The organism is Halorubrum hochsteinianum, assembly GCF_023702125.1.
GTDB classification, from domain to species: Archaea; Halobacteriota; Halobacteria; order Halobacteriales; family Haloferacaceae; genus Halorubrum; species Halorubrum hochsteinianum.
Window position 1 is genome coordinate 806,205 of sequence record NZ_CP098415.1, and the last position, 24,389, is coordinate 830,593.

A 24,389-nucleotide genomic window follows, 5' to 3' on the forward strand; every position below is an offset into this window, starting at 1 on the left:
CGCGACCGGACTCGACCGGGAGTACTCGCAATCGGCGTCGCATTATCTGCGTGGGCAGGGGTACTGCGTTTCTAACATTTACTGTCGGGTATAAATGCTTTGTGTGCCCCCTCGGCGTGTGTGAACGCTACACACGCCCCGTAGCGAGCGTCAGACGGTCGTTTTCAAAGTTGAGACAAAGAGACGCGCACGGCCAGTTCACGGTTGGTCGTCGTCGTTCCGTGTGGGCCGTGCGACCGGAACATCTACATACGCGCCAAGACGAACATGAGGCAGGGTTCGGACCCTCTCAGGCGACTGGGTGCTGATTTTCAGGGTAGGGACCTGCCCAGTCGTCTGCGTTCCCCGCAGTATCGCGCCCCGAGTAGGGTCACCTACGCGTCCGTATCGTCGAACGCGGCCCCAGCTGCCTCACCCCACGAGCTGAAGCGACGCTGGTAGGTCGCGAGTCCGTACTCGCCCTCGCGAGCGACGTTCGGCGCGGCTACAGACTCGGATCGAACGCGGTCGGCCGCTGGGACCGGCGTGCGGTTGGCGTCCGTCTGAGCGACTGTGTTCGCCAAGTCTCCTCGCGTGCGTACGCGAGGACGGGCGCGATAGTGCCCTCGCGGGCGACCGGGGGCGGGAGGGGATCGCCAGGTCGTCTGCGGCCGGTTTTCGAGGTGATCGTCGCGCTCGGGAGCTGCGCGAGTACGCCGGTTCCGGATCGCAGACGACCGGTCAGATTAGTCGTCGTCGGCCGTGTACGCGCCGCTTCGGTGCTCGATACGGTGGACCTCGACGACTGACCCGCGACGGTCGAGAACACACGCGAGTCGATACTGCCCGACGCGAAGCTTGGAGAACGGGCCGCCGGTGAGCGGTTCGAGGAACTCGTCCGGGTCGCGCCACTCCGATTCGACGACCGAGTCGAGTTTCGACACGATGCGGTCTTGGACGTGCCCGTCGAGCGCGTCGAACTGGTCGGCTGCCCGCGACGTGAACGCCCACGTCCACGCGTCCTCACTCCCCATCGTCGTCGCGGTCCATACTCGCTACGACGTCCTCGCGCGAGACGAGCGACTCGTCACTGGCCCGGAGTTCGTGCTCGCTCGCCGCGATCTGTTTCCACCCCTCGCGCGAGAACGCCGGGTGTTTCACCGCGTCGCGGGCAGCGTGTCGCAGGAACTCGCTTCGAGAGTTGAATCCCTGCTCGTTCCACGTCGCGTCGATGTCGTCGAGGAACGACTTACTGAGCCGGAGGTTTATTTGGACCATCTCGGGGCCGTCACCGCCGTCGGGCGCGTCTGCGTTTGACATATACGTTTGGGTAGCAGACGTATATGCTTAAGCGTTGTCAGGGATCGGCGCTCGCAGTTTCTATGCGTCTTCGCGTGCGTACGCGAGAACGGGTGCGAGAGTGCCCTCGCGGGCGACCGGGGGCGGGAGGGGATCGCCCGGTCGTCCGCGACGGTTTTAGAGAGATCGTCGCGCTCGCGAGTCGCATCGATCTCGTGCGTCCTAACCGCAGGCGTCGCCGCGCGGCGCTGTCGTGCGACGACGGTCGCCTCACTCGGCGGCCGCCTCGTCCGCGACGTCGACGAACAGGCCGTCGACGATGGTGTCGATCAGCGCGCGGTCGACGCGGGCGGGCTCGGTGGCGGTGCCGGGCTCGCGCACCAGCTCCTGCGAGCGCGTGGTGAATATCAGCGAGGTGACCGCGTCCCGGACGAGGTCGGGGTCGTCGAACCGGAACGACGGCTCCTCGACCCATCGGTCGGCGTAGCCCAGCGGCTCGCCCGGCGGGTCGGCCGCGAGCGACTCCCGCTCGGACTCGGAGAGCTGATCGAGCAGCGCCTGGAGCTCGTTCTCGACTATCAGCCGCGAGATGAGCGGGTCGGAGCGCACCTCGTCGAACAGCGTTTCGAGCATCGTCCGGACCTCCTCGCGCGGCGTCGCGGCGGCCGCGACCGCGGCGTCGACGCGCTCGATGAGCCGGTCGCGCTCCCGCTTGAGCACCGCGACGTACAGCATCTCCTTCGAGTCGAAGAACTGGTAGAACGTGCTCGTCCCGATGTCGACGGCCTCGGTCACGTCCTTGATCCGCGTCCGCTCAAAGCCGTGTCTGGTGAACAGCTCGCGGCCCGCCTCGACCAACTCGCCGCGGATCCGCTCGCGGTCCTCGTCGCTGAACCGAGTCATCGTCTCGGTCGACGCGTCGGTTCGGGGTAATGGTTCTGAAACGACATACACCGGCGTACGATTCCACGAACGAAAACATTATTGGTTCGTGGGTTTTTCAGAGAGTGTGAAACGACTCCGTTCTCGATTGTGCGTCTCGGCTGCGGACCGACTGGCTGCGACTCCGACGAACCCCCGTCGCTCGGGTGAGAGGCGGGCGAACGACGACGCCGACGGGACCGGTCGGACTCCCGCGCGGCGCGACGACGCGGAGGTGGCGGCGTGAGGGGGCGTCGCGCGCTCACCGCGCTCCTCGTCGTCTCCCTGTTCGTCTCCGGGACCGTGGCGGTCGCGGGGGCCTCCGTCGCGGGGCAGTCCGGCGACGCCGTCGAACAGCAGGCCGGCGCGACGATCCGCGGCTCGCCGGATCTGGCCGTCTCCGTCGCGCAGCCGACGATCAACGTCGGCGAGACCAACTCCGTCTCGCTTCAGGTCACGAACGACGGCGACCTCGATCTGGGGCCGTCGGACGCGCGCGCTGTGGCGACCACGGCCCGGAACGTGCGCGTCGAGGCCGACGCCGGCGGCACGCCCCTCACCGTCGAGACGGGCACCGTGGCGATCGGCGCGGTCACCGAGAACCGACCCGGCGAAGCGCCGATCGCGGTCGGCGTCCCGAGCGACGTCGAACCGGGCACCTACGACATCGACGTCGAACTGCGGTACTCCCACACCTACCAGCAGTCCGGCAACGTCGTCTACGACCGGCAGGAGACCGTCGACCGCGAGGTCACCGTCGAGGTGAGCGACGACGCCCGCTTCGAGATCACGAACGTGACGACCGACGCGCGGATCGGCGACCAGGGGACGCTCGAAGCCGAGGTCGAGAACATCGGTGCCGACGCCGCCAGCGACGCGACGGTCACGCTGGAGTCGGCGAGCGCCGGGCTCGCGTTCGGCGAGAGCCCGCGCGACTCCGCCCGGATCGGGCAACTCGAACCAGGCGAGACGGCGACCGTGACCTACGACGTCGGCTTCGCGGCCGGCGCGCCCGTCCGCGACTACGCGCTCGACGGGACGGTCACCTTCGACACGAGCGAGGGGTACCAGCGCGCCGACGAGAGCCCGTCCGCGAGCGTCCGGCCGGGTGCCGAACAGCGCTTCTCGATCGACGACGTCGACTCCGACCTCTACGTCGGCGAGAAGGGCGACCTCCGGGGGACGGTCACCAACGACGGTCCCGCGACGGCGCGCAACGTCGTCGTCCAGTACGCCGAGCAGTCAGCGAACGTCGTCCCCGTCGAGCGTTCCGTCGCCGTCGGCACGCTCGGCCCCGGCGAGTCCGCCGACTTCCGGCTGCCGATCGAGGTGGGCGGCGAGGCCGAGGCGGTCGCTCGCACCGCGGACGTCGCGGTCCAGTACCGCACCGCCGACCTCGAACGGCGGGCGTATCAGGACTTGGAACTGCTCTTCGACGTCGCGCCCGAGCGCGACCGGTTCGATGTCGCGGTCGCCGACCGGACCCTCGAAACGGGCGGCGAGCGCACCCTCTCGGTCGAGGTGACGAACAACCTCGACGAGACTGTGAGCGACGTCGAGGCCCGGCTGTTCGCCGACGACCCGATCGCGACCGGCGACACGGACACGGGCTACGCGCAGTCGATCGAACCGGGCGAGACCGTGACGATGACCTTCGACCTGAGCGCCACCGCGGCGGCCACGCCCGGGAGCACGTACCCGATCTCGTTCGACTTCCGGTACGACGACGCCGACGGTGACAGCCAGCTGTCCGACACGGTCCGGACGCCGATCGACGTGACGGAGAGCGAGGGCGGCGGGCTGCCGGTCGGTCCGATCGTCGTCGCGCTCGTCGTCGTCGCGGCCGGTGGCGCGGTCGTCTGGTACCGGAGGCGGTGAGCGATGCGGCTCGGCGAGCGGATCGAGGCGGGAATACGACGCCTCAACGACGTCATCGTCGACCGCCCGCGGGCGGTCGTCGTGGCGTTCCTCCTGCTGACCGCGGTGTTCGCGGGGGGGATCGGGCTCGTCTCCACCGAGACCGAGCCCACCGAGGGGTTCACCGAAGGGCTCGACGAACAGGAGGCGCTCGACGCGGTCAACGAGGAGTTCGAGGACCCGTTCGCGGCCGACGACGAGTCGACCCAGCTGATCCACGTCAGCGGGAACGCCCTCTCGAAGGAGGCGCTCGTCAGGAATCTCCGGGTGATCGAACGCGTCGAGTCTCGGGAGTCGCTGCGGGTGGCGGACGCGAACGGTCCGGCCACCATCGTCGCGCAGGCGATCGACCCCTCGGCGACCACGGTGACCGAACAGCGGCGGGCGCTGGAGGGCGCGACCGAGACGGAGGTGCGCCGGACCGTCCGTCAGCTCGACGACGCGAACCCGGCGTTCTCGCGCAGCCTCGCGACCGACTTCAACCCGACGAGCGCCTCGGCGTCGGCCTCGATCACGGTCGTCTCGCACGACGTGCCGAGCGGGTTCGACGACCTCGCCGGGCTCCAGACGGAGGTCGCCTCGATCGCTGACGACGAGCCGGCGGACATCCGGGCCTTCGGCACCGGGATCACCAACGCCGAGACCGGGCAGGTGATCGGCGACTCGCTGACGATCGTGATGCCCGTCGTGGTGCTGCTGCTGTTGCTGTTCCTCGTCGTCGCCTACCGCGACCCGATCGACCTCTCGCTCGGGCTGCTGTCGCTACTGATGACGGTGCTGTGGACGTTCGGGTTCCTCGGCTACTCAGGGATCCCGTTCAACCAGCAGATGATCGCCGTGCCCGTGCTCCTGCTCGCGGTGGGGGTCGACTTCGGGATCCACATCATCAACCGCTACCGCGAGGAGACCGTTCAGGGGTTCGAGCCCGTCGAGGCGATGCGGACCGCCAACAACCAGCTGATGGTCGCGTTCGTCATCGTCACGGTGACCACGGTGTTCGGGTTCGGGGCGAACGTCATCTCCGATCTCACCCCGATCCGCGACCTCGGGCTCGCGTCGGCGATCGGCATCGTGTTCACCTTCCTGATCTTCGGACTGTTCCTCCCGGCGGCGAAACTGGAGGTCGACCGCCTGCGCGAGCGCTACGGCGTCCCCGAGTTCAACTCGAAGCCGATCTCCTCCGAGGGCTCGACGCTCGGCCGCCTGCTCGCGTTCCCCGCGCGCGCCAGCCGGTACGCGCCGATCGCGTTCGTCGTGGTGTTGCTCCTGACCGGCGGGGTCGCGGCCGCCTACGGGAGCGGCGTCGACACCTCCTTCGAGCAGGAGGACTTCCTCCCGCCGGCCGAACAGCCGGAGTACGTCACGTCGCTGCCCGAGCCGTTCGCGCCCGGGACCTACACCGTCACGGAGACGATCAACCTGTTGGAGGACCGCTTCGCGACGAGTCAGGACCAGTCGGTGACGATATACGTCGAGGGGAACTTCGAGTCGGACCACGCCCTGGCGGCGCTCTCGCAGCCGAACGCGGACCCGCCGGACGCGCTCGCGGTCGGTGACGGCGGGAGCGCCCGTCCGACGAGCGTCGCCACGGTGATCCGGTCGCACGCCGAGCGGGACCCCGAGTTCGGCGAACTCGTCGCGCGGAACGACCGCGACGGGGACGGGGTGCCAGAACAGAACCTCGACCAGGTCTACGACGAGCTGTTCGCGTCGGCGTCGGGCGACCGCGCCGAGCAGTTCCTCACGCCGGACCGGCGGAACGCCAAGGTCGAGTACGCGATCGACGCGGAGGCGTCGCAGGCCGAGGCCGCCGCCGACGCCCGCGCGTTCGCCGACGACTTCCGGTACGAGGCGACCGCTACCGGCCAGCTCGTCGTCTTCGACGCGATCACCGACATCATCTTCGACTCGGCGATCCAGGGGATGATCCTCGCCGTGGGGCTGACGGCCGGGTTCCTCGTCGTCGCCTACGCCGTGTTGGAGGGGAAGCCGTACCTGGGGATCGTGAACGTCTTCCCGATCCTGGTCGCGATCGCCTTCCTCATCGGGACCATGCGGGCGCTCGGCCTGTCGCTGAACGCGCTGACGGCGACGATCCTCTCGATATCCATCGGGCTGGGAATCGCGTACTCCGTCCACGCGACCCACCGGTTCATCGACGAGTACAACGACGGCCGGAACGCCTACGACGCGATGATCAAGACGCTGTCGGGCACCGGCGGGGCGCTGCTCGGGAGCATGCTCACGACGTCGCTCGGGACGGGGGCGCTCGCGCTCGCGATCACTCCGGTACTCGGCGACTTCGGGCTCCTGATGGCGCTCAGCGTGCTGTACTCGTTCGTGTTCACGGTCGTCGCGCTGCCGCCGGCGGTGTTGCTGTGGGAGCGCTACCGCGGCGCGCCGGCGGGACGACCCGCGACGAGTCCGGCCTGAGCCCCGAAGCGGCCACCGTCGGCGATTCGACCGCCTCGGATCCGACCGTCAGTCCGCGGCCGACGCGCCGGTCGTCGCGGACGCGACGCGCCCGCCGTCGTCGCCCTCCGCGGACTCCGTCTCCGCCGCCAGCGTCTCCACGTTCGCGAACACGAAGCCGGCGAAGCCGACGCGCAAGAGGAGATCCAGATACTCCAGCGTCACCGTCGCCGTGAACGCGTCGAACACCCCGGCTATCTGGAGCATCGCCCACGCGATGAGCACGCCGAAGGCGAAAAGCGAGAGGTTGCGCGTCTTCTTGTAGAACAGCTCGCGGGCGGGGGGCTGGCGCGACGCGGCGCTCGCCACCGGGCCGAAGAACAGCCCGACCAGCGCCGCGTACCCGACGAGGATGCCGAGCGTGCCCGCCGTCGCGAGCGGTCCCGCGAACACCTCGGCGAAGTCGTAGCCGAGCCGCATCGCGACGGTGACCGCGACGACCGCGCCAATGTACCGCCGGCTCGCCCCGGCGACGAACGCCGCGAACCCGAACAGGAACGGGTACGCCACGTAGTCGGTGAGTAGCTGCCCGCCCTCCAGCGTGCCGCTCGCGATGGGTATCGTCCCGATTCCCGCGCCCCAGAGTCCGACGCCGACGCCCGCGAGCGCCACGACCGCGACGAACGGGTAACAGTACCGGCGCAGTTCAGCGGGCTTGCGGCTCGCGAGCGCGAGCAGCGCGACCGCGGAGACCGCGTAGATCCCCGCCGACGCGAACCGCACCGTGCCCGGCTCAATCATCGGCGCTCACCTCCGCGTCGCCGCCGGCCGGGTCCGGTGGCGCGTCGCCCCCGTCCGCGGCCGCGTCGGTCGCGCCGGGACCCGGCTCGGCGTCGGCCGCTGCCGCGGTCGCCGCCGTCACGGAGCCCGGCGTCGCGTCGGTCGCCCGCGTCTCGAACTGGTCGAGCCGCTCGGTGAGCGACGCGGTGCGCTCGGCGAGCGCCGTCGCCGTCTCGGCGAGGTCGCCCACGGTCTCGGCTGTGTCGTCCGCGGTCTCGGCCAGCTTTCGGGCGCGGTCCGCGGCGTCGGTGGCGGAGCCGTGGACCGCCTCGACGCGCGCCGCGACCGACTCGATCCCCTCCGCGCCCTCGTCGGTCGCCCGCGCGATGTCACCCATCGCGACGTCGACGTCCTCGACGGTGCCGGTGAGCTCCTCGATCGCCGTCCCCGCCTCGCGCACCGCCGCGGTCGTCTCGTCCAACTCGGTCATCGTCCGGTCCATCTCGCCGGCGACCGCCGACACGTCCTCGGTCACCTCGCCGATCGTCGCCTCGATCTCCGTGGTGGACTCGCGCGTCTCCTCGGCGAGCCCCTTCACCTCGTCGGCGACGACCGCGAACCCGTCGCCGTCGCCGCCCGCGCGCGACGCCTCGATCGAGGCGTTCAGCGCGAGGATGTTGGTCTGCTCGGCGATGTCCGCGATCACGTCGGTCGTCTCCGCGACGCCGTCCATCCGGTCGTCCAGCCCGGCGACCAGTTCGTCCAGATCCGCGAGCAGGTCGCCGATCGCGACGATCGCCTCGATCGCCTCCCGCGCCCGGGCCTCGCCCTCCTCGCCGAGGTCGGCCGCGGCGCTCGCGTCGCCGGCCACCTCGTCGGTGGTGGAGGCGATCTCCTCGACGGTCGCCGAGAAGTCGTCGGTGTCCGCGGCCGTCTCGCGCAGCCGGTCGGTCTGTTCGTCTAACTCGTCGGCCAGCTCGCGCATCTCGGCGGCCACCTCCTCGTTCATCGCGGCCACGTCGTCGGCCTCGGCCGCCATCTCCTCGCTCGTCGCCTCCACGTCGCCCGCGAACGACTGGATGTCCTCGACCGTCGTCGAGAGCCCGCCGGTCATCTCGTTGTACGCGGCCGTGATGCGCTCGATCGCGTCGACGTCGCTGTCCTCGGAGAGCCGGCGCGTGAGGTCGCCCTCCGCGGCCCGCTCCATCGCGCCGCCGATCTCCTCGGCGCGGTCGAGCAGCGTGTCGGAGAGTTCCTCGGCCTCCTCGCGGGCCGTCTCCGCCTCGGACTGCGCGCGCTCGGACTCGGCGACCGCGTCCCGGAGCGACCGGCGCGTCTCGTCGAAGGCGTCGAACAGCCGCCCGATCTCGTCGCGGCGGTCGGAGGTCGCGTTCGCGTCGAACTCGCCGCGGCCGACCGCCTCGGCGGTCTCCGTCAGCCGCCGGAGCTCGACCGCGACGTTCCCGACGAGGACGATGCCCAGCAGGCCGAGGTTCAGCGTGACGACGACGCCGACCGCTGTCAGCGCCGCCGTCGCCGCGGCCGGCGTGCCCACCGTCGCGACGTGCCCCGCGAAGAGGGCGACGAATCCGAGCGTCGCGGCGAGCGTCAGGAGCACGGCCGCCCCGACCCGTCGGCCGTACCGCGTGGTGATCGCGTTCAGCATATGGTCTGTATGTACCAAACGAGATGCCCTATTTAGGAGTACAGGCCAAATTACACGCGTCGATAATTCGACGGACGGTGAGTCTTCGACCCGGTTTGGGTCCGAAACCCGCCGAATTCGGGGTGATGGGCCGCCTCGGGACCGGCCTTTTTCCGGCAGCCGCGCCACCCACGAGCATGCCCAGCGTCAGCGGCACGTACATCGAGAACCGCCAGCGCGTCCAGCCCACGCACACGAACAACTACGAGTCCGCCCACGGGGGCAACGTCGTCAAGTGGATGGACGAGATCGGCGCGATGTCCGCGATGCGCGCCGCGGGCGAGACCTGCGTCACGGCCAAGATCAACGGCCTCGACTTCAAGCGGCCGGTCCCGCAGGGAGACACCTGCGTCATCGAGTCGTACGTGTACGCGGTCGGGCGCACGAGCCTTCGCACGCGGATCCGCGCGTACCGCGAGTCGCCGCGCACCGGGGAGCGCCAGCTCACCACGGAGTCGTACTTCGTGTTCGTCGCCGTCGACGAGTCGGGGACGCCGACGGCCGTCCCGGAGCTGGCGGTCACGGGCGACCGCTGTCGGGAGCTCCGCGACGAGGCCCTCGCCGCGGAGCCGGACGAGGAGCGGTGATCGACCCCGCGGCGGCGCGACCGACCGCCGTCGCCCTCGACCACGACCCGTCGCATGTCAGTCTCCCGTCGTCGGACGCCACCACCGTAGTATCCCCGCCGTAGGGGGTTGACGGCGGGGTTTCGAGCGAAAGTGACAGTTTCGTTGAAACGCGAGTTTTTATAATTAATGAACGTGATGAACCCACGTCGCATGTGGGAGACTATTCCTAACACGAGCCGTGGAGGGTGTCGAACCGCTGGATACGACGGAGGGGGGTCCGAATGACGACCGGGGTCGACGTCGCGATCGCGGCGGTCCCGCTGCTGCTCGCCGGCGTCCTGCTCGTCGGCTTCCTCTGGCCGGCGACCCGCGCGATGCCGCTGGCGTGGGTCGCCGCGATCGGGGTCGGCTACTTCGCGTGGAACATGCCGGTGAACTGGCTCGCCGGGGCGTCCGCCGTGGGGGTGATGACCGCGATCGAGATCCTCTGGATCGTCTTCGGCGCGCTCGTCCTCCTGTACACGCTGATGGAGGCGGGCGCGTTCGACCGGATCAACCGCGGGTTCGCGACGGTCAGCGACGACCGCCGCGTCCAGATCGTCCTGATCGCCTTCTTCATGGCGACGTTCATCGAGGGGGCGGCCGGCTTCGGGACGCCCGCGGCGGTCGTCGCGCCGCTGCTCTTGGGGCTGGGCTTCCCGGCGCTCGCGGCGGTGGTCGCGGCGATCATCGGCCACATCATCGCCGTCACCTACGGCGCGGTGGGGACGCCGATCGTGGTCGGGATCCAGAGCCCGATGGAGAGCGTCGATTTCACCCGGACCGCGATCGAGGGCGGGGGGATGACCGTCCGGGAGTTCTCGGTCGAGGTGGCCGCGTGGGCCGCGACGTATCACGCCCTCGTCGGGTTCGTGATGCCGCTTTTCGCGGTCGGGATGGTCGTCTACTTCTTCGGTGACCCCGACGAGCGGTCGCTCGCGCCGGCGTGGGAGGTCGCGCCGCTCTGTCTGGTCGCCGGGATCTCCTTCGCGGTCCCGTACTGGGTCTCGGCGTGGTTCCTCACCGCCGAGTTCCCGGCGCTCATCGGCTCGATGGTGGGCGGCGCGATCGTCCTGTCGATCCTGCGCGCGGGGTACCTGCTCCCGGACGAGGACTGGGAGTTCCCCGAGCGCGACCGCTGGGAGGACCACTGGGTCGGCTCGATCGAACCGGGGCAGTCGAACGGGTCGAACGGCGGTGCCGAGAGCCGCGGCGGCGTCTCGCCCGAGGCGGAGGCGGCCGACATCACCGACGTCGACGAGGAGATGTCGCTCCTGAAGGCGTGGTCGCCGTACGTCCTGCTCGTGGTCCTGCTGGTCGTGACGCGGGCGGTCGGTCCGATCTCCGATTTCATCAACCGCAGCGCCTTCGTCATCAACTGGAACGACATCCTCGGGACGACGCTCAGCGGCTCCGTCGCGTGGATGAACGTCCCCGGGTTCTGGCTGCTCGTGAGCGCCGTGCTGGCGATCCCGATCTTCGGGATGTCCGGTCAGGAGGTCGGTGACGCCTGGAGGGAGGCCGCCCGGAAGATCGTCTCGCCGTTCATCGCCCTCGTCTTCGTCATCGCGATGGTTCAGGTGATGCTCCAGTCCGGCGCGCACCCGAGCGCGCCCGAGGTCGGGAGCATGATCGTGTTGCTCGCGCAGACGACCGCCGACCTGCTGGGGGTCGCGTATCCGGCGTTCGCGTCGCTGATCGGCGCGCTCGGTGCCGCGATGGCCGGGTCGAACACCGTCTCGAACATCACCTTCGGCGCGTTCCAGTTCGAGGCGGCGACGCAGCTCGGGCTCCCGCGGACGATCATCGTCGGCGCGCAGGCCGTCGGCGGTGCCATCGGGAACCTCGTCGCGATCCACAACCTCGTCGCCGCGCTGGCGACGGTCGGCCTCCTCGGACAGGAAGGGCGGGTGATGCGGCTGAACCTCATCCCGCTGCTGTACTACGCGACGGGCGTCGGGCTGTTGTGTCTGCTGTTCAGCTACGTGCTGTTCACCGGCGTGTTCTGAGCGTCGGGACCGACGCCGCGGCGCGGACTTTTTCGCTCGACGCGACCGCGACTCGCGAGCCGCGGCGCTGGCACTAACGGCGGAATCGAAGACGGAGAACCGCTCGACTCGGAAGCCTCGCCAGCGCTCGGGCCGTGGTTTCGAATTTCGGACGGGCCGGACGGCGCGTTACCGAGAGAAACGGGGAACGCGGTTCAGGCGCGGAGCCACTCGACGAGGCGTGCGACCGGGCTGGTCGCCGCGTCGAGGTCCTCGGGGCGCGGGGAGTCTTTCAGTCGCACGGAGCCGCTCTTGTAGTTCTTTTTGATATCTCCCATTACATCCCTAAATCGTACCCTCAGAGGCATAAGCGGCTCGAAATCGCAACATATCGTGGTGAATTGTTCATGATGTATCAACTGGATCGTCAGGATCGTTCGGGACGTTTCACCGGGCGGATCGGTCGGACCGAGAGAATAGGGAGTTCCGCGGCCGGTGGCGGGGTGGATCCCCCGCGCCGCCGCAGCCGCCGTCGGTCGTCCGCCATCGTCGGTCGTCCGCCGCCGTCAGTCGTCGGCGGCCGCCGGGCCGGTCGGCTCGGCGACGCTCGCGTCGGCGGCGACCGCGGGACCGGTCACCGCCTCGGCGACCTTCTCGATCGGGTGCGGCGGGGCCTCGGTGCCCTCGTCGCGGTCGCCCAGCTGGGACCGGCAGGACGCGCCGGGCGCGGTCACCGTCTCGCCGTCGCTCTCGTCGACCTGATCGAAGAGGATCCGCCCGATCGCCTTCGAGATGTCGTAGTGCTCCGACTCGTAGCCGAAGGAGCCGGCCATCCCACAACACGACGAGTCGAGCGGGTCCACGTCGTAGCCGGCGCGCCGCAACACGCCGACCGCGTGGTGGTCCTTGTTCGTGGCCTTCTGGTTACAGTGGCCGTGATAGGTGAGCGACTCCGCGGGCGCGTCGAACGCCAACTGCTCGTCGACGCGGCCGGCGTCGAGATACTCTAACACGCCGTAGGCGGCGGCGGAGACGGCCTCGACGTCGTCGCCGTCGAGGAGGTCGAGGTACTCGTCTTGGAACATCACGGCGTCCGACGGCTCGACGAACACGACCGACTGCCCGTCGCGGACCCGTGGCGCGAGCCGCTCGACGTTGGTCGCGGCGCGCTCGCGGGCCTCGTCGAGGAAGCCCGTCGAGAACGCCGCCCGGCCGGAGGGAGCGAGGTCGTCGGGCACCTCCACGCGGACGTTCGCGGCCTCCAACACCGAGACGGCCGCCTTCCCGGCCGCCGGGTAGCTGTAGTTGGTGTAGGTGTCCGGGAACAGCGCCACCGTGTCGACCGCCTCGTCGGGCGCGACCGTCGAGCCGCCGCGCGCCGCGAACCAGTCCTCGAAGCTCTCCGAGCGGAACGTCGGCAGTTCGCGGTCGGGCGCGATCCCTGCGACCGCGTCCATTACGGCGCGAGCGCCGGGGATCTTCGTCGCCGCGTTCGAGACCGGCGCGAGCGCGCTCCCCAGCGCGGAGAAGCGGTCGATGTCCCGGAAGATCCGCTCGCGGAGCCCCGACCCCTCCTCCTCGTGGTGCTCGTGTTTCACCTCGGCCTTCAGCTTCGCGAGGTCGACCCCGGTCGGGCAGTCGCTCTTACACCCCTTACAGCCGACACAGAGGCCGAGCACCTCCTCTTGGAACCGGTCGGAGTGGATCTCGTCGTCGTCCAGTTCGCCGCTGATGGCGGCCCGGAGCATGTTCGCGCGCCCGCGGGTCGCCTGGATCTCCTCCTCGGAGGCGCGGTAGGTCGGGCACATCACGCCGGAGTCGGTCTCGCGGCACGTCCCGCAGCCGTTACACAGCTCGACGAGATGGGAGAAGCCGCCCTCGTCGTCGAAGTCCAGCTCCGTCTGCGGCTCGATCGACTCGTACGCCGGGCCGTACCGGAGGTTCTCGCGCATGTCCGTGTCGGCCGCGGTGTCGGGGTAGCCGCGCTCGGCGGCGGCCTCCCCGTCGACGTAGACGACCTTGCCCGGGTTCATCCGCCACTCGGGGTCGAACGTCGACTTGAGCTCCTGAAAGGCGCTCCAGAGGTCCTCGCCGTACATTTTCGGGTTGAACTCGGTGCGCGCGAGCCCGTCGCCGTGCTCGCCGGAGAACGCGCCGTGGTGCTCCAAGACGAGGTCCGTCACGTCCTCGGAGATGGAGTGCATCTTCTCGACGCCCTCCTCCTCCTTGAGCGAGAGGATCGGGCGGATGTGGAGCGTGCCGGAGCCCGCGTGCGCGAAGTAGGCGGCGGAGGTGTCGTGGTCCGTCAGCACGTCCTCGAACTGCCCGACATACTCGGCCAGCTCCTCGGGCGGCACCGTCGCGTCCTCGATGAACGGGTACGGCTTCGGGTCGCCGCGCATGCTCATGAGGAGCGGGATGGCCGCCTTGCGGAGCTTCCAGAGGTCTTCCTGATCCTCGTCAGTGTACGCCTCCAGCACGTCGAAGGCGTCGCCCCCGTCAACGAAGTGGGCGGTCGTGTCCGCGATCGCCGCCTCGAAGTCGTCGACCAGCTCCGAGTCCCACTCCAGCATCAGCGCCGCGGCCGCGCGGTCCGGGATCGGCTCGGCGTACTGGGCGAACTCCTGTGACCCCGCGGCGAGCGAGAACACCTCGTCGTCCATCAGCTCGACCGCGCTCACGGGGAACTCCAGCGCCTCGGGCACAGCCTTCATCGCGTCGACCAGCGAGTCGAACGTGTACAGCGCGAGCGCCGTCTCCTCCGGGCGGGTGACCAGCGACACCTCGGCCTCGACGATCGTGCCGAGGGTGCCCTCCGCGCCGACGAACAGCTTCGAGAGGTTGATCACTTCCTCGCCGTCGTCGTTCTCGTAGATCACCTTATGGAGGTTGTACCCCGACACCGAGCGCTTGAGGTTCGGGTACTTCTCGTCGATCTGCGCCTCGTTGTCCTCGACGAGCGCCCGGGTCGTCTCGTACAGCGAGGCCTCCAGGTCGTCGCCGGAGACGATCGCCTCGTACTCCGGCGAGTCGAGGACGACCTCCCGGGCGTGGAGCAGCGAGCCGTCCGCGAGCACGACCCTCAGTTCCTCCGTGTACGCGTCCGTGATCCCGTACCGCACCGAGTGCGCGCCGGTGGAGTTGTTGCCGATCCCGCCGACGACGGTCGCCCGCGCGGATGAGGCGGGGTCGGGCGCGAACTTCAGCCCGTCCTCCGCCAGCCGGTCGTCGAGGTGGTCCTGCACGACGCCGGGCTGGACCACCGCCCGCCGGTCGTCGGGCCGGACCTCGACGATCTCGTCCATGTGCTTCGAGAGGTCCAACACCACGCAGCCCGGCCCGACCGTCTGCCCGCCGAGCGAGGAGCCGGCTCCGCGCGGAATGACCGGGACGCCGTGGTCGGCCGCGACCGCCATCGCGGCCTGTACGTCCTCGACGGAGCGCGGCAGGACGACGCCGGCCGGCCGCGCCTGATAGATGCTCCCGTCGGTCGCGTACAGCACCTGCGCGTACTCGTCGAACTGGACCCCTCCCTCGACCCGGTCGCGGAGGTCCGACGCCAGCTCCCGGTAGGCGGCCACGTCCGGCCGGTCGTGACCGAGCGCGGCCGCGGACGTGTCCAAGTCCGGCGCGTCACTCCCCCACGTGGGTTCGGTTGCCATGGTGTACTCCGGGGCGAGAAAGCGAATAAAACCTTTGTTAATGATAAATTTGCGAGGCGACGCCGACGCGGCCGCCGTCGCCGAGGGAGCGGTTCCCGCCGGGATTTATGCCGTCACCGCGAGAGCCGGGTCCCATGGAGATACTCCACACGTGTCTCAACGTGGCCGACGCGGACCGGACGGCGGACTGGTACGTCGAACAGCTCGGGTTCGAGCGCTCCTGGGAGTTCACGACGGCGGACGGCGACACGCGGAACGTCTACGTCGCCGACGACGCGGGCGTCGAGTTCCAGCTGTCCGACACCGACGGCGAGGAGCCGGGAGACGACGGCGACAGGTACGACCACGTCGCGGTCGGCGTCGACGACGTCGACGAGGCGTTCGAATCGATCGACCACCACGGCGTCGTGAAGGAGCCGGGCGACCAGCCGGAGGCGGGCGCGCGGACCGCGTTCGTGAAGGACCCCGACGGGCACGCGGTCGAGCTGATCGAGCCGCTGTAGATAGAGCGAACGAGCGACGGGCGATACGCAGTTGTCGTCGATCCAACTGCGAAGACCTCCAAAGCCCCGCCCACACAGCAACCGTACCTCACGCCTCCCCAGCCTCGTCGCTGGCACCCTCCGCTTCGCTCCGGGGCCAGCGACTCCAGCGAGGGACCGAAGGTCCCTCTGGCAGCCGGCGCGTAGCGCCGGCGACCTCGCGCGTGCGCCTCGCGGGCCGATGGCCCGCTCGCAGGCACGCGCCGACCGCGTCGTTCTTTGTAAGTGGTCGTCGCCCTCGCTCACGGTCGTTCAGAGCACGACCGCTCCGGGACTGAGTCGACGCGAAAAAGTTCGAGGTGTCGGCGGGACGCGGGTCGAACGGTCGGTCGGCCGATTACAGGATGCCGGCGGCCTCGGCCTTCTCGACGATGTCTTGGGCCATCTTGTTGGTCGCCTCGTCGACCATCTGGCCGTCGACGGACACCGCGCCCTTGCCTTCCTCCATCGCCTCGGCGTAGGCGTCGACGATGCGCTTGGCGCGCTCGGCCGTCTCCGGGTCCGGCGCGAACACTTCGTTACCGATCTCGATCTGCGACGGGTGGATCGCCCACTTGCCGTCGCAGCCGATCATGCTGGCGTTCTCGGCGGACTCGCGGAACCCGTCGGGGTCCTCGATGTCGGCGTACGGACCGTCGAGACAGGGGAGGCCGGCCGACTTCGCCGCGGAGTTACACTCCGAGAGCGCGTGGTGCCAGTAGTGGCCGGGGTACTCCGGGAACTGGCCGATGTCGAGGCCGGGGGTCCCCATCGCCGCGGAGTAGTCGCCGGGGCCGAAGATGATAGAGGAGAGGCGGTCGGAGGCGTGGGCGATCTCGTGGACGTTGTGGATCCCCTCGCCGTCTTCGATCTGAGGTTCGAGCCCGATCGCGCCGACCTCCAGTCCGTTGTTCTCCTCGACCTGCGCGAGGAGGTTCTCGACGGTGTGAACGTCGCTGGCGGACTTCACCTTCGGGACGATGATGTCGTCGATGAACTCGCCCGCCTCGCCGACGACGGTGATCACGTCGTCGTACCACCACTTTGTGTCGATACCGTTCATGCGGAAGCTGAGGACCTTGTCGCTCCAGTCCTCCTCGCGGGCCGCCTCGATCAGCGGCTCGCGCGCGGCCGGCTTCGCGTCGGGCGCGACCGAGTCCTCTAAGTCGAGGAAGACCTCGTCGGCGTCGCTGTCGGCCGCCGAGTGCATCATCTTCTCGTCGCTCGCGGGCGTCGCCAGCTGCGTCCGACGAAGGGTGACGTCAGTCATGTGTGACGGATCTATCACCCTTATCCATGAAAATAAAGCTACCCCAGTCGGGGTTTTTTACGAGATGTCAGAATCGAGTTAACGCGCGGGGCTCCCTCGGCGGGTCAGTAGTCGCCGAGCACGCCCAACCGCCGCGCGCGCCGCGTGGCCGACTGGAACACGAGGTAGCCGCCGAGCAGGTAGCCGACCGCCACGGCGACGAGCAGGCCCAGGTCGGCGAGCGGGAACTCCCACAGGCGGATCCCGTCGACCATCGCGCGCTGGAGCATGGCGCTCCCGTGCGCCAGCGGGAGGACGCGCGTCCACGACAGGTCGAAGACGGGCGCGGAGATCAGCGCCACGAAACCGAACTGGAGCAGGTTGAGCCAGTTGCCGATCCGCTTGTACAGCACCGTCACGCCGCCCGCGGCGAACCCGAGCCCGAGGACCGAAACGATCGACAGCCCCGCGACGACGACCACCGTCACCGGCGCGAGGCTGAGCCGCGTTCCGGTCGCGAGGAGCATCACGGCGAGGATCACCGCGCTCGTGAGGAACGTCCGCACCACCTTCGCGACCCCCTTCAACAGCGCGACGGGCGCGAAGCCGAACGGGGTGGTGATGTGGCGCTCCAGGGTCCCCCACTGCACCTCGCTGCCGATGTCGTTCGACACCGACGAGTACGCGCCCACCGACAGCGTCCACAGGAAGTAGCCGACGACGATCCCCTCGATCGAGTCCGTCAGCGCCTGCCCCGCGAGCAGCTGGCCGCCGAGGAACAGCGCCGCGAAGAAGAACAGCGACACCACGATCCCGCCGATCGCGTTCGCCGGGTAGCGCACGAAGATCAGGAACTCCCGGTACAGCACGGCCCGCGCGAGGTGGTAGTAGGTGGCCGGCCGCGGCTCGCCCTCCTCCACGGCCGCGGCGTCGGTCGCGTCCGCGGCCCGCGACCCGTCCGCGCTCGACGCGTCGGCGGCCGCCGCGTCCGCCGACGGCGCGTCGCCGCTCACGCGGAGTCACCTCCGGGAACGCTGCCGGTGCGTTCGAGGAACACGTCCTCCAGGTCGGGCTGGACCGTCCGGATATCCGAGACCGTGACGCCGGCCGCTCGGAGGGCGTCGGTGAGGTCGTACAGCCGGTCGCCGCCCGCGACGACCGACACCGCGGGCGGGGTCGCCTCGCGGTCGACCGCGACGACCTCGAAGCGCTCGCGGAGCCCCGCGACCGTCTCGCGATCGAGGTCGAGGCTCGCCACGCGGACGATGTCGCGGTCGGCCGCGCCAAGCAGCGCCGCGACCGTGTCGTCGGCGACGATCCGGCCGTTCGACAACATGACGACGCGGTCGCACACCGCCTCGATCGTCGTCATGTCGTGGCTGCTGACGACGATGGTGAGCCCCTCCTCGGCCGCGAGCCGGCGCAGCTCCGCCCGGAGCGTCCGCGCGCTCTCGACGTCGAGCCCCAGCGTCGGCTCGTCTAGGAAGACCAGCTCCGCGCCGCCCGCCAGTACGCTCGCCAGCGACACCTTCTGTTTCATGCCGCGCGAGAGGTCCCGGACCGGCGTGTCCGCCTTGTCGGTCAGGTCGAGCCGGTCGAGCAGCCGGTCGTGGCGCGCCGCCACCGAGTCGGGGTCGACGCCGCTCACCGTCGCGAAGTAGCGCAGGTTCTCGCGGACGGTGAGCCGCCAGTAGTCGTTTCGCGCGCCCTCCAGCATCGCGTCCACGTCGGCGTAGGCCGTCCCGCGCCCGTCGCGCACGTCGCTGCCGAACACCCGGACCGACCCCGCGTCGGGGATGACGATCCCCAGCGCGCACTTGATCAGCGTCGTCTTGCCCGCGCCGTTCGGGCCGAGCAGGCCGACGACCGACCCGCGCTCGACGGTGAGGCTCACGTCGTCGACCGCGGTCACGGCGTCGTCGCCGTCGCCGAACCGCTTCGTGAGGTTCTCGACCGCGAGGGCGGGCGGACCGGGCGTCCCGTCGCTCGGTGCGTCGTCCGCCTCGCTCCGCGTCTCGTCGCGCTCGCGGGGACCGCCGCGCGCGCTCGCCGCGCTCCGTGCCATTGCCCCGCGGTACGGGCCGAGCGGGGATATATCCGCGCTCGCCCCCCAACACGCTCGTGGACCTCGACCGATTCGCGGCGGACGCCCCCGACGACGACGCGCCGGGCGACGCCCGCGTCTGCGTCGTCGCGACGCAGTCGGACACCTTCGAGCGCTGCCGCGAGGGCTTTTACCCCGCCCCGCGCTCGTACGACCGCACCCGCGCCGACTTCGAGTACCTGGCCTTCTACCGGACGGCCCCCGTCTCCGCGGTCACGCACTACGCCCGCGTGGCCGCCCGCACCGAGCAGGCCCGCGGCGAGCCGGGGCCCATGGACGAAGACGACTGGACGGCGCTGATCGACCCGTTCTCCGAGGAGCGCGTCGTGGTCGTCTTCGAGTTCGACGACCTCGTGCCGCTGGACCGGCCGGTCGAGAACGACCGGAACGGCGTGCGCGGCGCGTGGTACTGTACGGTCGCGGACCTACGCGCGGCGGAGACGCTGTCGGCGCTCCGCGACCGATCCGAGACCTGAGGCGGTAGCCGCGCGGAGACCTGAGACGACGACCGCGCCGACCCCTCACCCGCCGTCGGCGCGGACGGACGGGGACGCCGCCTCGCTCCCGTCCCGCGAGACGCGCGCGACCCGGTCGTTCGCGGCCGGCGGCGTCGCGGCGTGGTCCGGGTGGAGACAGCCGAACAGCGCCTCCAGCGAGTCGACGAGCCGGTGGCTCGGCCGGTTGAAGAGTCCGTTGCCGTCGACCGCGTAGGCGCGGTCGCGGCGGACCGCGCGCAACTCGTCGAAGCCGGGGCGGTCCGCGAGGTCGCCGACCGCCTCGACGGCGCGGTCGCGGTCGAACCCGCAGGGCGCGACCGCCAGGGCCTCGGGGTCGGCGGCGCGGACGTCCGCCCACGCGACCGGCTCGGAGGGGCCGTCGGGCTGGAAGGAGGGGTCGCCGCCGGCGAGTTCGACCATGTCGCGCACCCAGTGGCCCGCCCGGATCGGCGGCTCCGTCCAGTCGAGGACGGCGGTCCGGGGGCGTCCCTCGTCGGCGACCGCCCGCTCGGCGCGCTCCCGGACCGCGTCGACGCGCTCGCGGAGGTCCGCGCGGAGCGCGTCCGCGGCCGCCGCCTCGCCGACCGCCTCGCCGATCCGCACGACGTCGTCGAGGGCGTCGGCGAAGGAGTGCGGGTCCAGCGCGAGCACGTCGGGCGCGGGGTCGAGGCGCTCGGCGGCCGCCCGGACCTCGCCCGCGTCGACGGCGCAGACGTCGCAGGTCGCCTGCGTGACGAGGAGATCCGGCTCCAGCGCGGCGAGCCGCCCCTCGTCGAGGTCGTACACCGCGCCGTCGACGTCGCGCATCTGGGCGTCGATGTCGCTCGCCGAGCGGTCCTCGTGGTCGACGACCGTGCTGGTCAGCGTCGGCAACTCGCGGGCGGCCGGCGGGTGGTCGCAGCTGTGCGAGGTGCCGACCGGCTCGACGCCGAAGGCGAACAGCGTCTCCGTGGCGGAGGGCAGCAGGGAGGCGACGCGCATGGTCGACCTGACGCACGCGAGCGACTAAAGTCAGAGGTCCGAGCGAAAGGCGAGGCCCGGACGCGGTCGCTCACCGGGCGCGGAGCCACCCGAGCCGGGGGCGAACGACGGCGTAGCCGGCGTAGAGCAGCGTCCCGTACGCGAGGGCGAACGACGCCGTCCGAAACCACTCGGCCGTCGGGGCGTCGAGCGTGTTCAGCAGGGTACACGCGAGGAGGGTACTCAGGAGGGCGAAGCGGGCGTCGCGCTGGTCCATAGTTGCGCCCGATGTTCCGCGGTAGCAAATGCGTGACGGCGGCCGCGGGGGCGCTCGCGAACTCACTCGCCGTCGGCGACGGCGTCGGCGGTCGCCGTCGCGTACGCGGCCGCGAGGTCGCCGTTCGGGAGCGCGTCGACCGCCGCGGCACAGCCCCACCGGATCCGGTCCCGCCGCTCGCCGGCCGGGAGCTTGTTCGTCGCGACCGTCTCGGCGGTGTCGAGCGCCGCCCGGGCCGTCTCGTCGTCGCCGTCGGCGGCCGCCGACGCCGCCGCCGCGAGCAGCTGTTCGAGGCTCGCGCGCACGTCGTGGGGCACCTCGTCGGGGTCGCTCACGGGCCGTTCGGGTCCGTCTCGGTCGCGTCCGTCTCCCCCGCCTCGCTCGTGTCCGCCTCCGCCGCGCGGTCCGGGTCCAGCGTCGCGAAGACGAACTCGGTGCTGCTGCCGAGGGGGTCGGTCGCGGTCGTCGTCTCGACGTCGGTGAACCCCGCCGCGCGGAGCTGGTCGAGGGTCCGCTCGCGGCCGGGGGCGGAGAAGAACATCCGCCCGCCCATCCAGCCCCGTCGGACCGTCTCGAACCGGCCGCTCGGGAGCGTCATCAGGAGTCGGCCGCCCGGTCGGAGGACGCGGGCGAACCCCGCGTACACCTCGGGGTGCCGCTCGCGGTCGACGTGGAACACCGCGTGGTACGCCGTGATCCCGTCGAACCGGTCGTCGCCGAAGGGGAGCGCCGTCATCTCGCCGTGGACAAGGCGGGCGTCCGGCACCGTCTCGCTCGCGAGGTCGAGCCCGCGCCGCGAGACGTCGAGCCCGACGCTGCCCGGCGGGAGGTTCGCGAGGGTCCGCGCGCCGTCGCCGCAGCCCACGTCGAGGACGCGCGGGGCGTCCGCGGAGCCGGGGGTCGACAGCGAGTCGAGCAGGTCGCCGACGAGCGCCGCGTCCGAGCCGTCGGGGTCGCGGCGGGCGGCGTACGTCTCCGCGACCTCGTCCCACGCGCGGCGCACGGCGTTGCGGTCCATGTCGAACGCCACGGACGCCGGCGGCTTGACGGTGTGGGTGGATCGCGCGGGTCCCGGCGAGACCGCCGACGAGGTCCCGGCGGGGAGGGGCGGACCGACCGCGGGGACCGGAGGAGGGCCGAACGGGCCGACCGCGGACGGCCGACCCGCGTCGTTCGGAGGGAGCGGACAGCGGGAGACCCCGTCTGCGACCGAAAATAGCGAGTCCGATCGGATAGGAATTATGCCGTCAACGACGAAAACAACGACAGTGTGATCACAACTGTCAATATCGTCACGTCGCGTGGTAACACATGAGCGACCTCGACGTTCCGAGGCGGGTCCACGTCGTCCCGTTGGGGTACGAGTTGGACCGCATCGTCCGGCCGGTCGTCGACGGCGACGCCGACGAGGTGATCTTCCTCGAACCGGACGCGGACCGAGAGGGGGTCGACCGGCCGTCGTATCACGAGACCGCCCGCGAGCGGATCCGCGCCGAGGGGGTTCAGACGGAGACCGTCGAGTGCGACATCTTCAACCTCTTCAGCTCGCTCGGGACGATCGCAGAGCTATCGGACGAACTGCGCGACCACAACGTCTACGTGAACCTCGCGTCGGGGTCGAAGGTGACCGCGATCGGGGGGATGATCGCCTGTATGGTCACCGGCGCGATCCCGTACTACGTCCGCGCCGCGGAGTACGCGGGCGGCGAGGAGCGGCCGGTGGCCTCCGGCGCGAAGCCACCGGAGACGCTCCCGAAGTACCCGATCGAGGAGCCGAACGCCGAACACGTCGCCGTCCTCGCGCACGTCGAGCGGGAACAGCCCGTCACCAAGGGCGACCTCATCGAGTACGGCCGCCGGGAGGGGCTCCCCTTCGTCGAGCGCTACGACACCGAGGGCGTCCAGAACCCGGAACGGGGGTACTACCGGCGGCTCAACGCCCACGTCGTCGACCCGCTGGAGGACCGCGGATTCGTCGAGACCGAGGAGCACTCCAAGTACCAGTACGTCTCCGTCACCGAGAGCGGGTCGAACCACCTCCGCGCGTTCCGCTACCTGCTCCGAGACTGATCGGAAGCCGAGACGGCGACCGGTCGGCGCGTCGCGGACCGGGGTCAGGGACCGGCGTCGCGGTCTTCACGCCCCGCCGAGTCTGACGGACTTGTCGCGTCCGACGCGGGCCGCGCGAACCAGTAGCCGTACCCGAACGGGACCGCGCCGGTCGCGATCCCGAACAGCACGGCGAGGGGGCCGAAGAGGAGTCCGATCGGGCCGAGGGCGGCCGCGATCGCGGCCGTGGCGAGCAGTCCGATTCCGACGGTCACCCCGACGAGCGAGCGCCACCGGCTCCGGGCGACGCACGCGCCGGCGACGACGCCCGACGCGACGACCGCGGCGGTCGCGGGACCGGTGACGAGACGGGAGAGCGAGCCGGTCTCGAAGGTGGCGCTGGCGACGAGCGCAAGCGGGAGTGCGAGCGCGGCGACCGCGGCGGCGCGGCGGACCGTCAGGAGTCGGTCGCGGGTGGGCTCCCGGTAGCGGTACGCCAGCAGTCCCAGTCCGACGGCGGCGTAGCCGCGGCCGACCGGCGTGAGCGCGAACCCCGCGAACGAGGCCGCGATCCGGCTCACGACCGCGGCCTCGCTCTCGATCGCGACGGCGTAGTACGCCCCGTCCCGACGGTACAGCCCCGTCCGGACGCCGGAGCCGTTCGCGGTCCCCTCGTCGATGATCCGGCGGAGGTCCGACGACGACTCGGCGGCCGGGCGGGCGACGGCGGCGAACACCGACTCGGCGTCGGTCGGGCGCATCTCGATCGTCGCGTTCGCCGTCTCGCCGCGCGTCGACAGGTTCCAGACGTAGTAGCGCCCGTCGTACCGGGCGTACGGCGACCGGGCGTCGTCGAGCGCGATCTCCAACTCCGAGGAGATTTCGCCCTCGAACGATCCGGTCGCGGCGGCGGTGCGGACCGGCTCCCGGTTCCGGTCGGCGGCGTCCGAGAGCCGCTCGTCGAGGTCGGTGACGTCGGGGGACGCCTCCGCCACCAGATCCGGATCTTCGCCGGGTTCGACCGGCGTGGCCTCGTAGGCGATCTCCGAGCCGGCGGCCGTCGCGTGGAAGGCGAAACTGAGGATGACGCCGACGAGAAGCAGGGCCACGATCGCGGCGGTTCGGGCGGAGGGGAGGGCGGGGGACACGAACGGGGCGTTCGTGAATTCCAGTTGAAAGTTTTTCGCTCGGGAGCGCCGCGGCCGCGGCTGGCGGGGCGACGGCGCGATAGAAAGTCGGGGTTCGGGGCGGGGTCGCGCCCGACCGCGTCAGTCGTCGGCCGGGGCGCGCGGCTCCGCCGGCGGCTCGGTCTCCTCCGTCTCGTCCGCCGGCTCGTCGACCGCGTCGACGTCGGGGATCTCGTCGACGTTCTCGTCCGCCTCCTCGGCCCGGTGACGCGTCTGGATCTCCGTCCACGTGCGCGCCTCGTCGTAATGGTGGCACATGACAACTATCCGCATG

The 24,389-nt window shown here is 70.6% G+C and carries 23 protein-coding genes; 7 read left to right on the forward strand and 16 right to left on the reverse strand.

Annotated elements, in window-relative coordinates; translation table 11 throughout:
• Positions 1 to 725: 725 nt before the first annotated feature.
• The 3 genes from NAF06_RS04000 to NAF06_RS04010 all read right to left on the reverse strand — a co-directional run bounded on the left by NAF06_RS04000 (position 726) and on the right by NAF06_RS04010 (position 2,181).
• Positions 726 to 1,013 (reverse strand): type II toxin-antitoxin system RelE family toxin, encoded by a 288-nt coding sequence (locus tag NAF06_RS04000; protein ID WP_008582385.1) that lies wholly within the window; start codon positions 1,011 to 1,013, stop codon positions 726 to 728.
• A complete protein-coding gene (locus NAF06_RS04005; protein WP_008582388.1) occupies positions 1,003 to 1,299 on the reverse strand; it encodes a ribbon-helix-helix domain-containing protein in 297 nt (98 codons plus the stop codon). The genes NAF06_RS04000 and NAF06_RS04005 overlap by 11 nt, the downstream gene beginning before the upstream one ends.
• 249 nt (positions 1,300 to 1,548) lie before the next feature.
• Entirely contained in the window at positions 1,549 to 2,181 is a 633-nt protein-coding gene (locus NAF06_RS04010) for a TetR/AcrR family transcriptional regulator (protein WP_008582391.1), read from the reverse strand.
• A gap of 261 nt (positions 2,182 to 2,442) precedes the next feature.
• On the opposite strand from NAF06_RS04010, the gene NAF06_RS04015 reads away from it, so the two are divergent.
• Positions 2,443 to 4,077, forward strand: coding sequence for a COG1361 S-layer family protein (locus NAF06_RS04015; RefSeq protein WP_008582393.1), 1,635 nt, complete (start codon positions 2,443 to 2,445; stop codon positions 4,075 to 4,077).
• Positions 4,078 to 4,080: 3 nt separating this feature from the next.
• Positions 4,081 to 6,549 (forward strand): efflux RND transporter permease subunit, encoded by a 2,469-nt coding sequence (locus NAF06_RS04020; RefSeq protein WP_008582394.1) that lies wholly within the window; start codon positions 4,081 to 4,083, stop codon positions 6,547 to 6,549.
• 48 nt (positions 6,550 to 6,597) lie between these two features.
• On the opposite strand, the gene NAF06_RS04025 is transcribed toward NAF06_RS04020, so the two are convergent.
• On the reverse strand, positions 6,598 to 7,329 hold the full coding sequence (locus tag NAF06_RS04025) for a G protein-coupled receptor family protein (RefSeq protein ID WP_049908631.1): 732 nt from the start codon (positions 7,327 to 7,329) through the stop codon (positions 6,598 to 6,600).
• Positions 7,322 to 8,974: a methyl-accepting chemotaxis protein gene (locus NAF06_RS04030; RefSeq protein WP_008582400.1), complete on the reverse strand. Its 1,653-nt coding sequence runs from the start codon at positions 8,972 to 8,974 to the stop codon at positions 7,322 to 7,324. The genes NAF06_RS04025 and NAF06_RS04030 overlap by 8 nt, the downstream gene beginning before the upstream one ends.
• A gap of 176 nt (positions 8,975 to 9,150) precedes the next feature.
• On the opposite strand from NAF06_RS04030, the gene NAF06_RS04035 reads away from it, so the two are divergent.
• Complete coding sequence (locus tag NAF06_RS04035; RefSeq protein WP_008582402.1) at positions 9,151 to 9,600, forward strand: acyl-CoA thioesterase; 450 nt, start codon at positions 9,151 to 9,153, stop codon at positions 9,598 to 9,600.
• A 263-nt stretch (positions 9,601 to 9,863) separates the two neighbouring features.
• The gene (locus NAF06_RS04040) at positions 9,864 to 11,630 is read left to right on the forward strand and encodes an L-lactate permease (protein WP_008582404.1); all 1,767 of its coding nucleotides are present in this window, start codon (positions 9,864 to 9,866) and stop codon (positions 11,628 to 11,630) included.
• Between the two features lie 194 nt (positions 11,631 to 11,824).
• On the opposite strand, the gene NAF06_RS15455 is transcribed toward NAF06_RS04040, so the two are convergent.
• Both NAF06_RS15455 and NAF06_RS04045 read right to left on the reverse strand, forming a co-directional pair.
• A complete protein-coding gene (locus NAF06_RS15455; protein WP_256470650.1) occupies positions 11,825 to 11,947 on the reverse strand; it encodes a hypothetical protein in 123 nt (40 codons plus the stop codon).
• A 228-nt stretch (positions 11,948 to 12,175) separates the two neighbouring features.
• Complete coding sequence (locus NAF06_RS04045; protein ID WP_008582405.1) at positions 12,176 to 15,271, reverse strand: FAD-binding and (Fe-S)-binding domain-containing protein; 3,096 nt, start codon at positions 15,269 to 15,271, stop codon at positions 12,176 to 12,178.
• A gap of 134 nt (positions 15,272 to 15,405) precedes the next feature.
• Between NAF06_RS04045 and NAF06_RS04050 the strand changes: the two genes are divergently transcribed.
• A complete protein-coding gene (locus NAF06_RS04050; protein ID WP_008582407.1) occupies positions 15,406 to 15,774 on the forward strand; it encodes a VOC family protein in 369 nt (122 codons plus the stop codon).
• 376 nt (positions 15,775 to 16,150) lie between these two features.
• On the opposite strand, the gene NAF06_RS04055 is transcribed toward NAF06_RS04050, so the two are convergent.
• The 3 genes from NAF06_RS04055 to NAF06_RS04065 all read right to left on the reverse strand — a co-directional run bounded on the left by NAF06_RS04055 (position 16,151) and on the right by NAF06_RS04065 (position 19,106).
• Positions 16,151 to 17,062 (reverse strand): HpcH/HpaI aldolase/citrate lyase family protein, encoded by a 912-nt coding sequence (locus NAF06_RS04055; RefSeq protein WP_008582409.1) that lies wholly within the window; start codon positions 17,060 to 17,062, stop codon positions 16,151 to 16,153.
• 104 nt (positions 17,063 to 17,166) lie between these two features.
• Entirely contained in the window at positions 17,167 to 18,054 is an 888-nt protein-coding gene (locus NAF06_RS04060) for an ABC transporter permease (RefSeq protein WP_008582411.1), read from the reverse strand.
• On the reverse strand, positions 18,051 to 19,106 hold the full coding sequence (locus NAF06_RS04065) for an ABC transporter ATP-binding protein (RefSeq protein ID WP_008582413.1): 1,056 nt from the start codon (positions 19,104 to 19,106) through the stop codon (positions 18,051 to 18,053). The genes NAF06_RS04060 and NAF06_RS04065 overlap by 4 nt, the downstream gene beginning before the upstream one ends.
• A gap of 56 nt (positions 19,107 to 19,162) precedes the next feature.
• Here NAF06_RS04065 and NAF06_RS04070 point away from each other — a divergent pair, with 56 nt between their 5' ends.
• A complete protein-coding gene (locus NAF06_RS04070) occupies positions 19,163 to 19,621 on the forward strand; it encodes a hypothetical protein (RefSeq protein WP_006629484.1) in 459 nt (152 codons plus the stop codon).
• Between the two features lie 45 nt (positions 19,622 to 19,666).
• On the opposite strand, the gene NAF06_RS04075 is transcribed toward NAF06_RS04070, so the two are convergent.
• The 4 genes from NAF06_RS04075 to NAF06_RS04090 all read right to left on the reverse strand — a co-directional run bounded on the left by NAF06_RS04075 (position 19,667) and on the right by NAF06_RS04090 (position 21,897).
• Positions 19,667 to 20,623 carry an ABC transporter substrate-binding protein gene (locus NAF06_RS04075; protein ID WP_008582417.1) on the reverse strand — a complete coding sequence of 319 codons (957 nt, stop codon included), beginning with the start codon at positions 20,621 to 20,623 and terminating at the stop codon, positions 19,667 to 19,669.
• Positions 20,624 to 20,693: 70 nt separating this feature from the next.
• The gene (locus tag NAF06_RS04080; RefSeq protein WP_008582419.1) at positions 20,694 to 20,879 is read right to left on the reverse strand and encodes a hypothetical protein; all 186 of its coding nucleotides are present in this window, start codon (positions 20,877 to 20,879) and stop codon (positions 20,694 to 20,696) included.
• 62 nt (positions 20,880 to 20,941) lie between these two features.
• On the reverse strand, positions 20,942 to 21,214 hold the full coding sequence (locus NAF06_RS04085; protein ID WP_008582422.1) for a DUF8101 family protein: 273 nt from the start codon (positions 21,212 to 21,214) through the stop codon (positions 20,942 to 20,944).
• Entirely contained in the window at positions 21,211 to 21,897 is a 687-nt protein-coding gene (locus NAF06_RS04090) for a class I SAM-dependent methyltransferase (protein WP_049908633.1), read from the reverse strand. The genes NAF06_RS04085 and NAF06_RS04090 overlap by 4 nt, the downstream gene beginning before the upstream one ends.
• Before the next feature lie 293 nt (positions 21,898 to 22,190).
• On the opposite strand from NAF06_RS04090, the gene NAF06_RS04095 reads away from it, so the two are divergent.
• The gene (locus tag NAF06_RS04095) at positions 22,191 to 22,949 is read left to right on the forward strand and encodes an HFX_2341 family transcriptional regulator domain-containing protein (RefSeq protein ID WP_008582427.1); all 759 of its coding nucleotides are present in this window, start codon (positions 22,191 to 22,193) and stop codon (positions 22,947 to 22,949) included.
• A 44-nt stretch (positions 22,950 to 22,993) separates the two neighbouring features.
• Here NAF06_RS04095 and NAF06_RS04100 read toward each other — a convergent pair whose 3' ends face one another.
• Together NAF06_RS04100 and NAF06_RS04105 are read right to left on the reverse strand one after the other, a co-directional pair.
• Positions 22,994 to 24,076 carry a DUF8127 domain-containing protein gene (locus tag NAF06_RS04100; RefSeq protein ID WP_008582429.1) on the reverse strand — a complete coding sequence of 361 codons (1,083 nt, stop codon included), beginning with the start codon at positions 24,074 to 24,076 and terminating at the stop codon, positions 22,994 to 22,996.
• A gap of 120 nt (positions 24,077 to 24,196) precedes the next feature.
• Positions 24,197 to 24,373, reverse strand: coding sequence for a hypothetical protein (locus tag NAF06_RS04105; protein ID WP_192813799.1), 177 nt, complete (start codon positions 24,371 to 24,373; stop codon positions 24,197 to 24,199).
• Positions 24,374 to 24,389 lie beyond the last annotated feature (16 nt).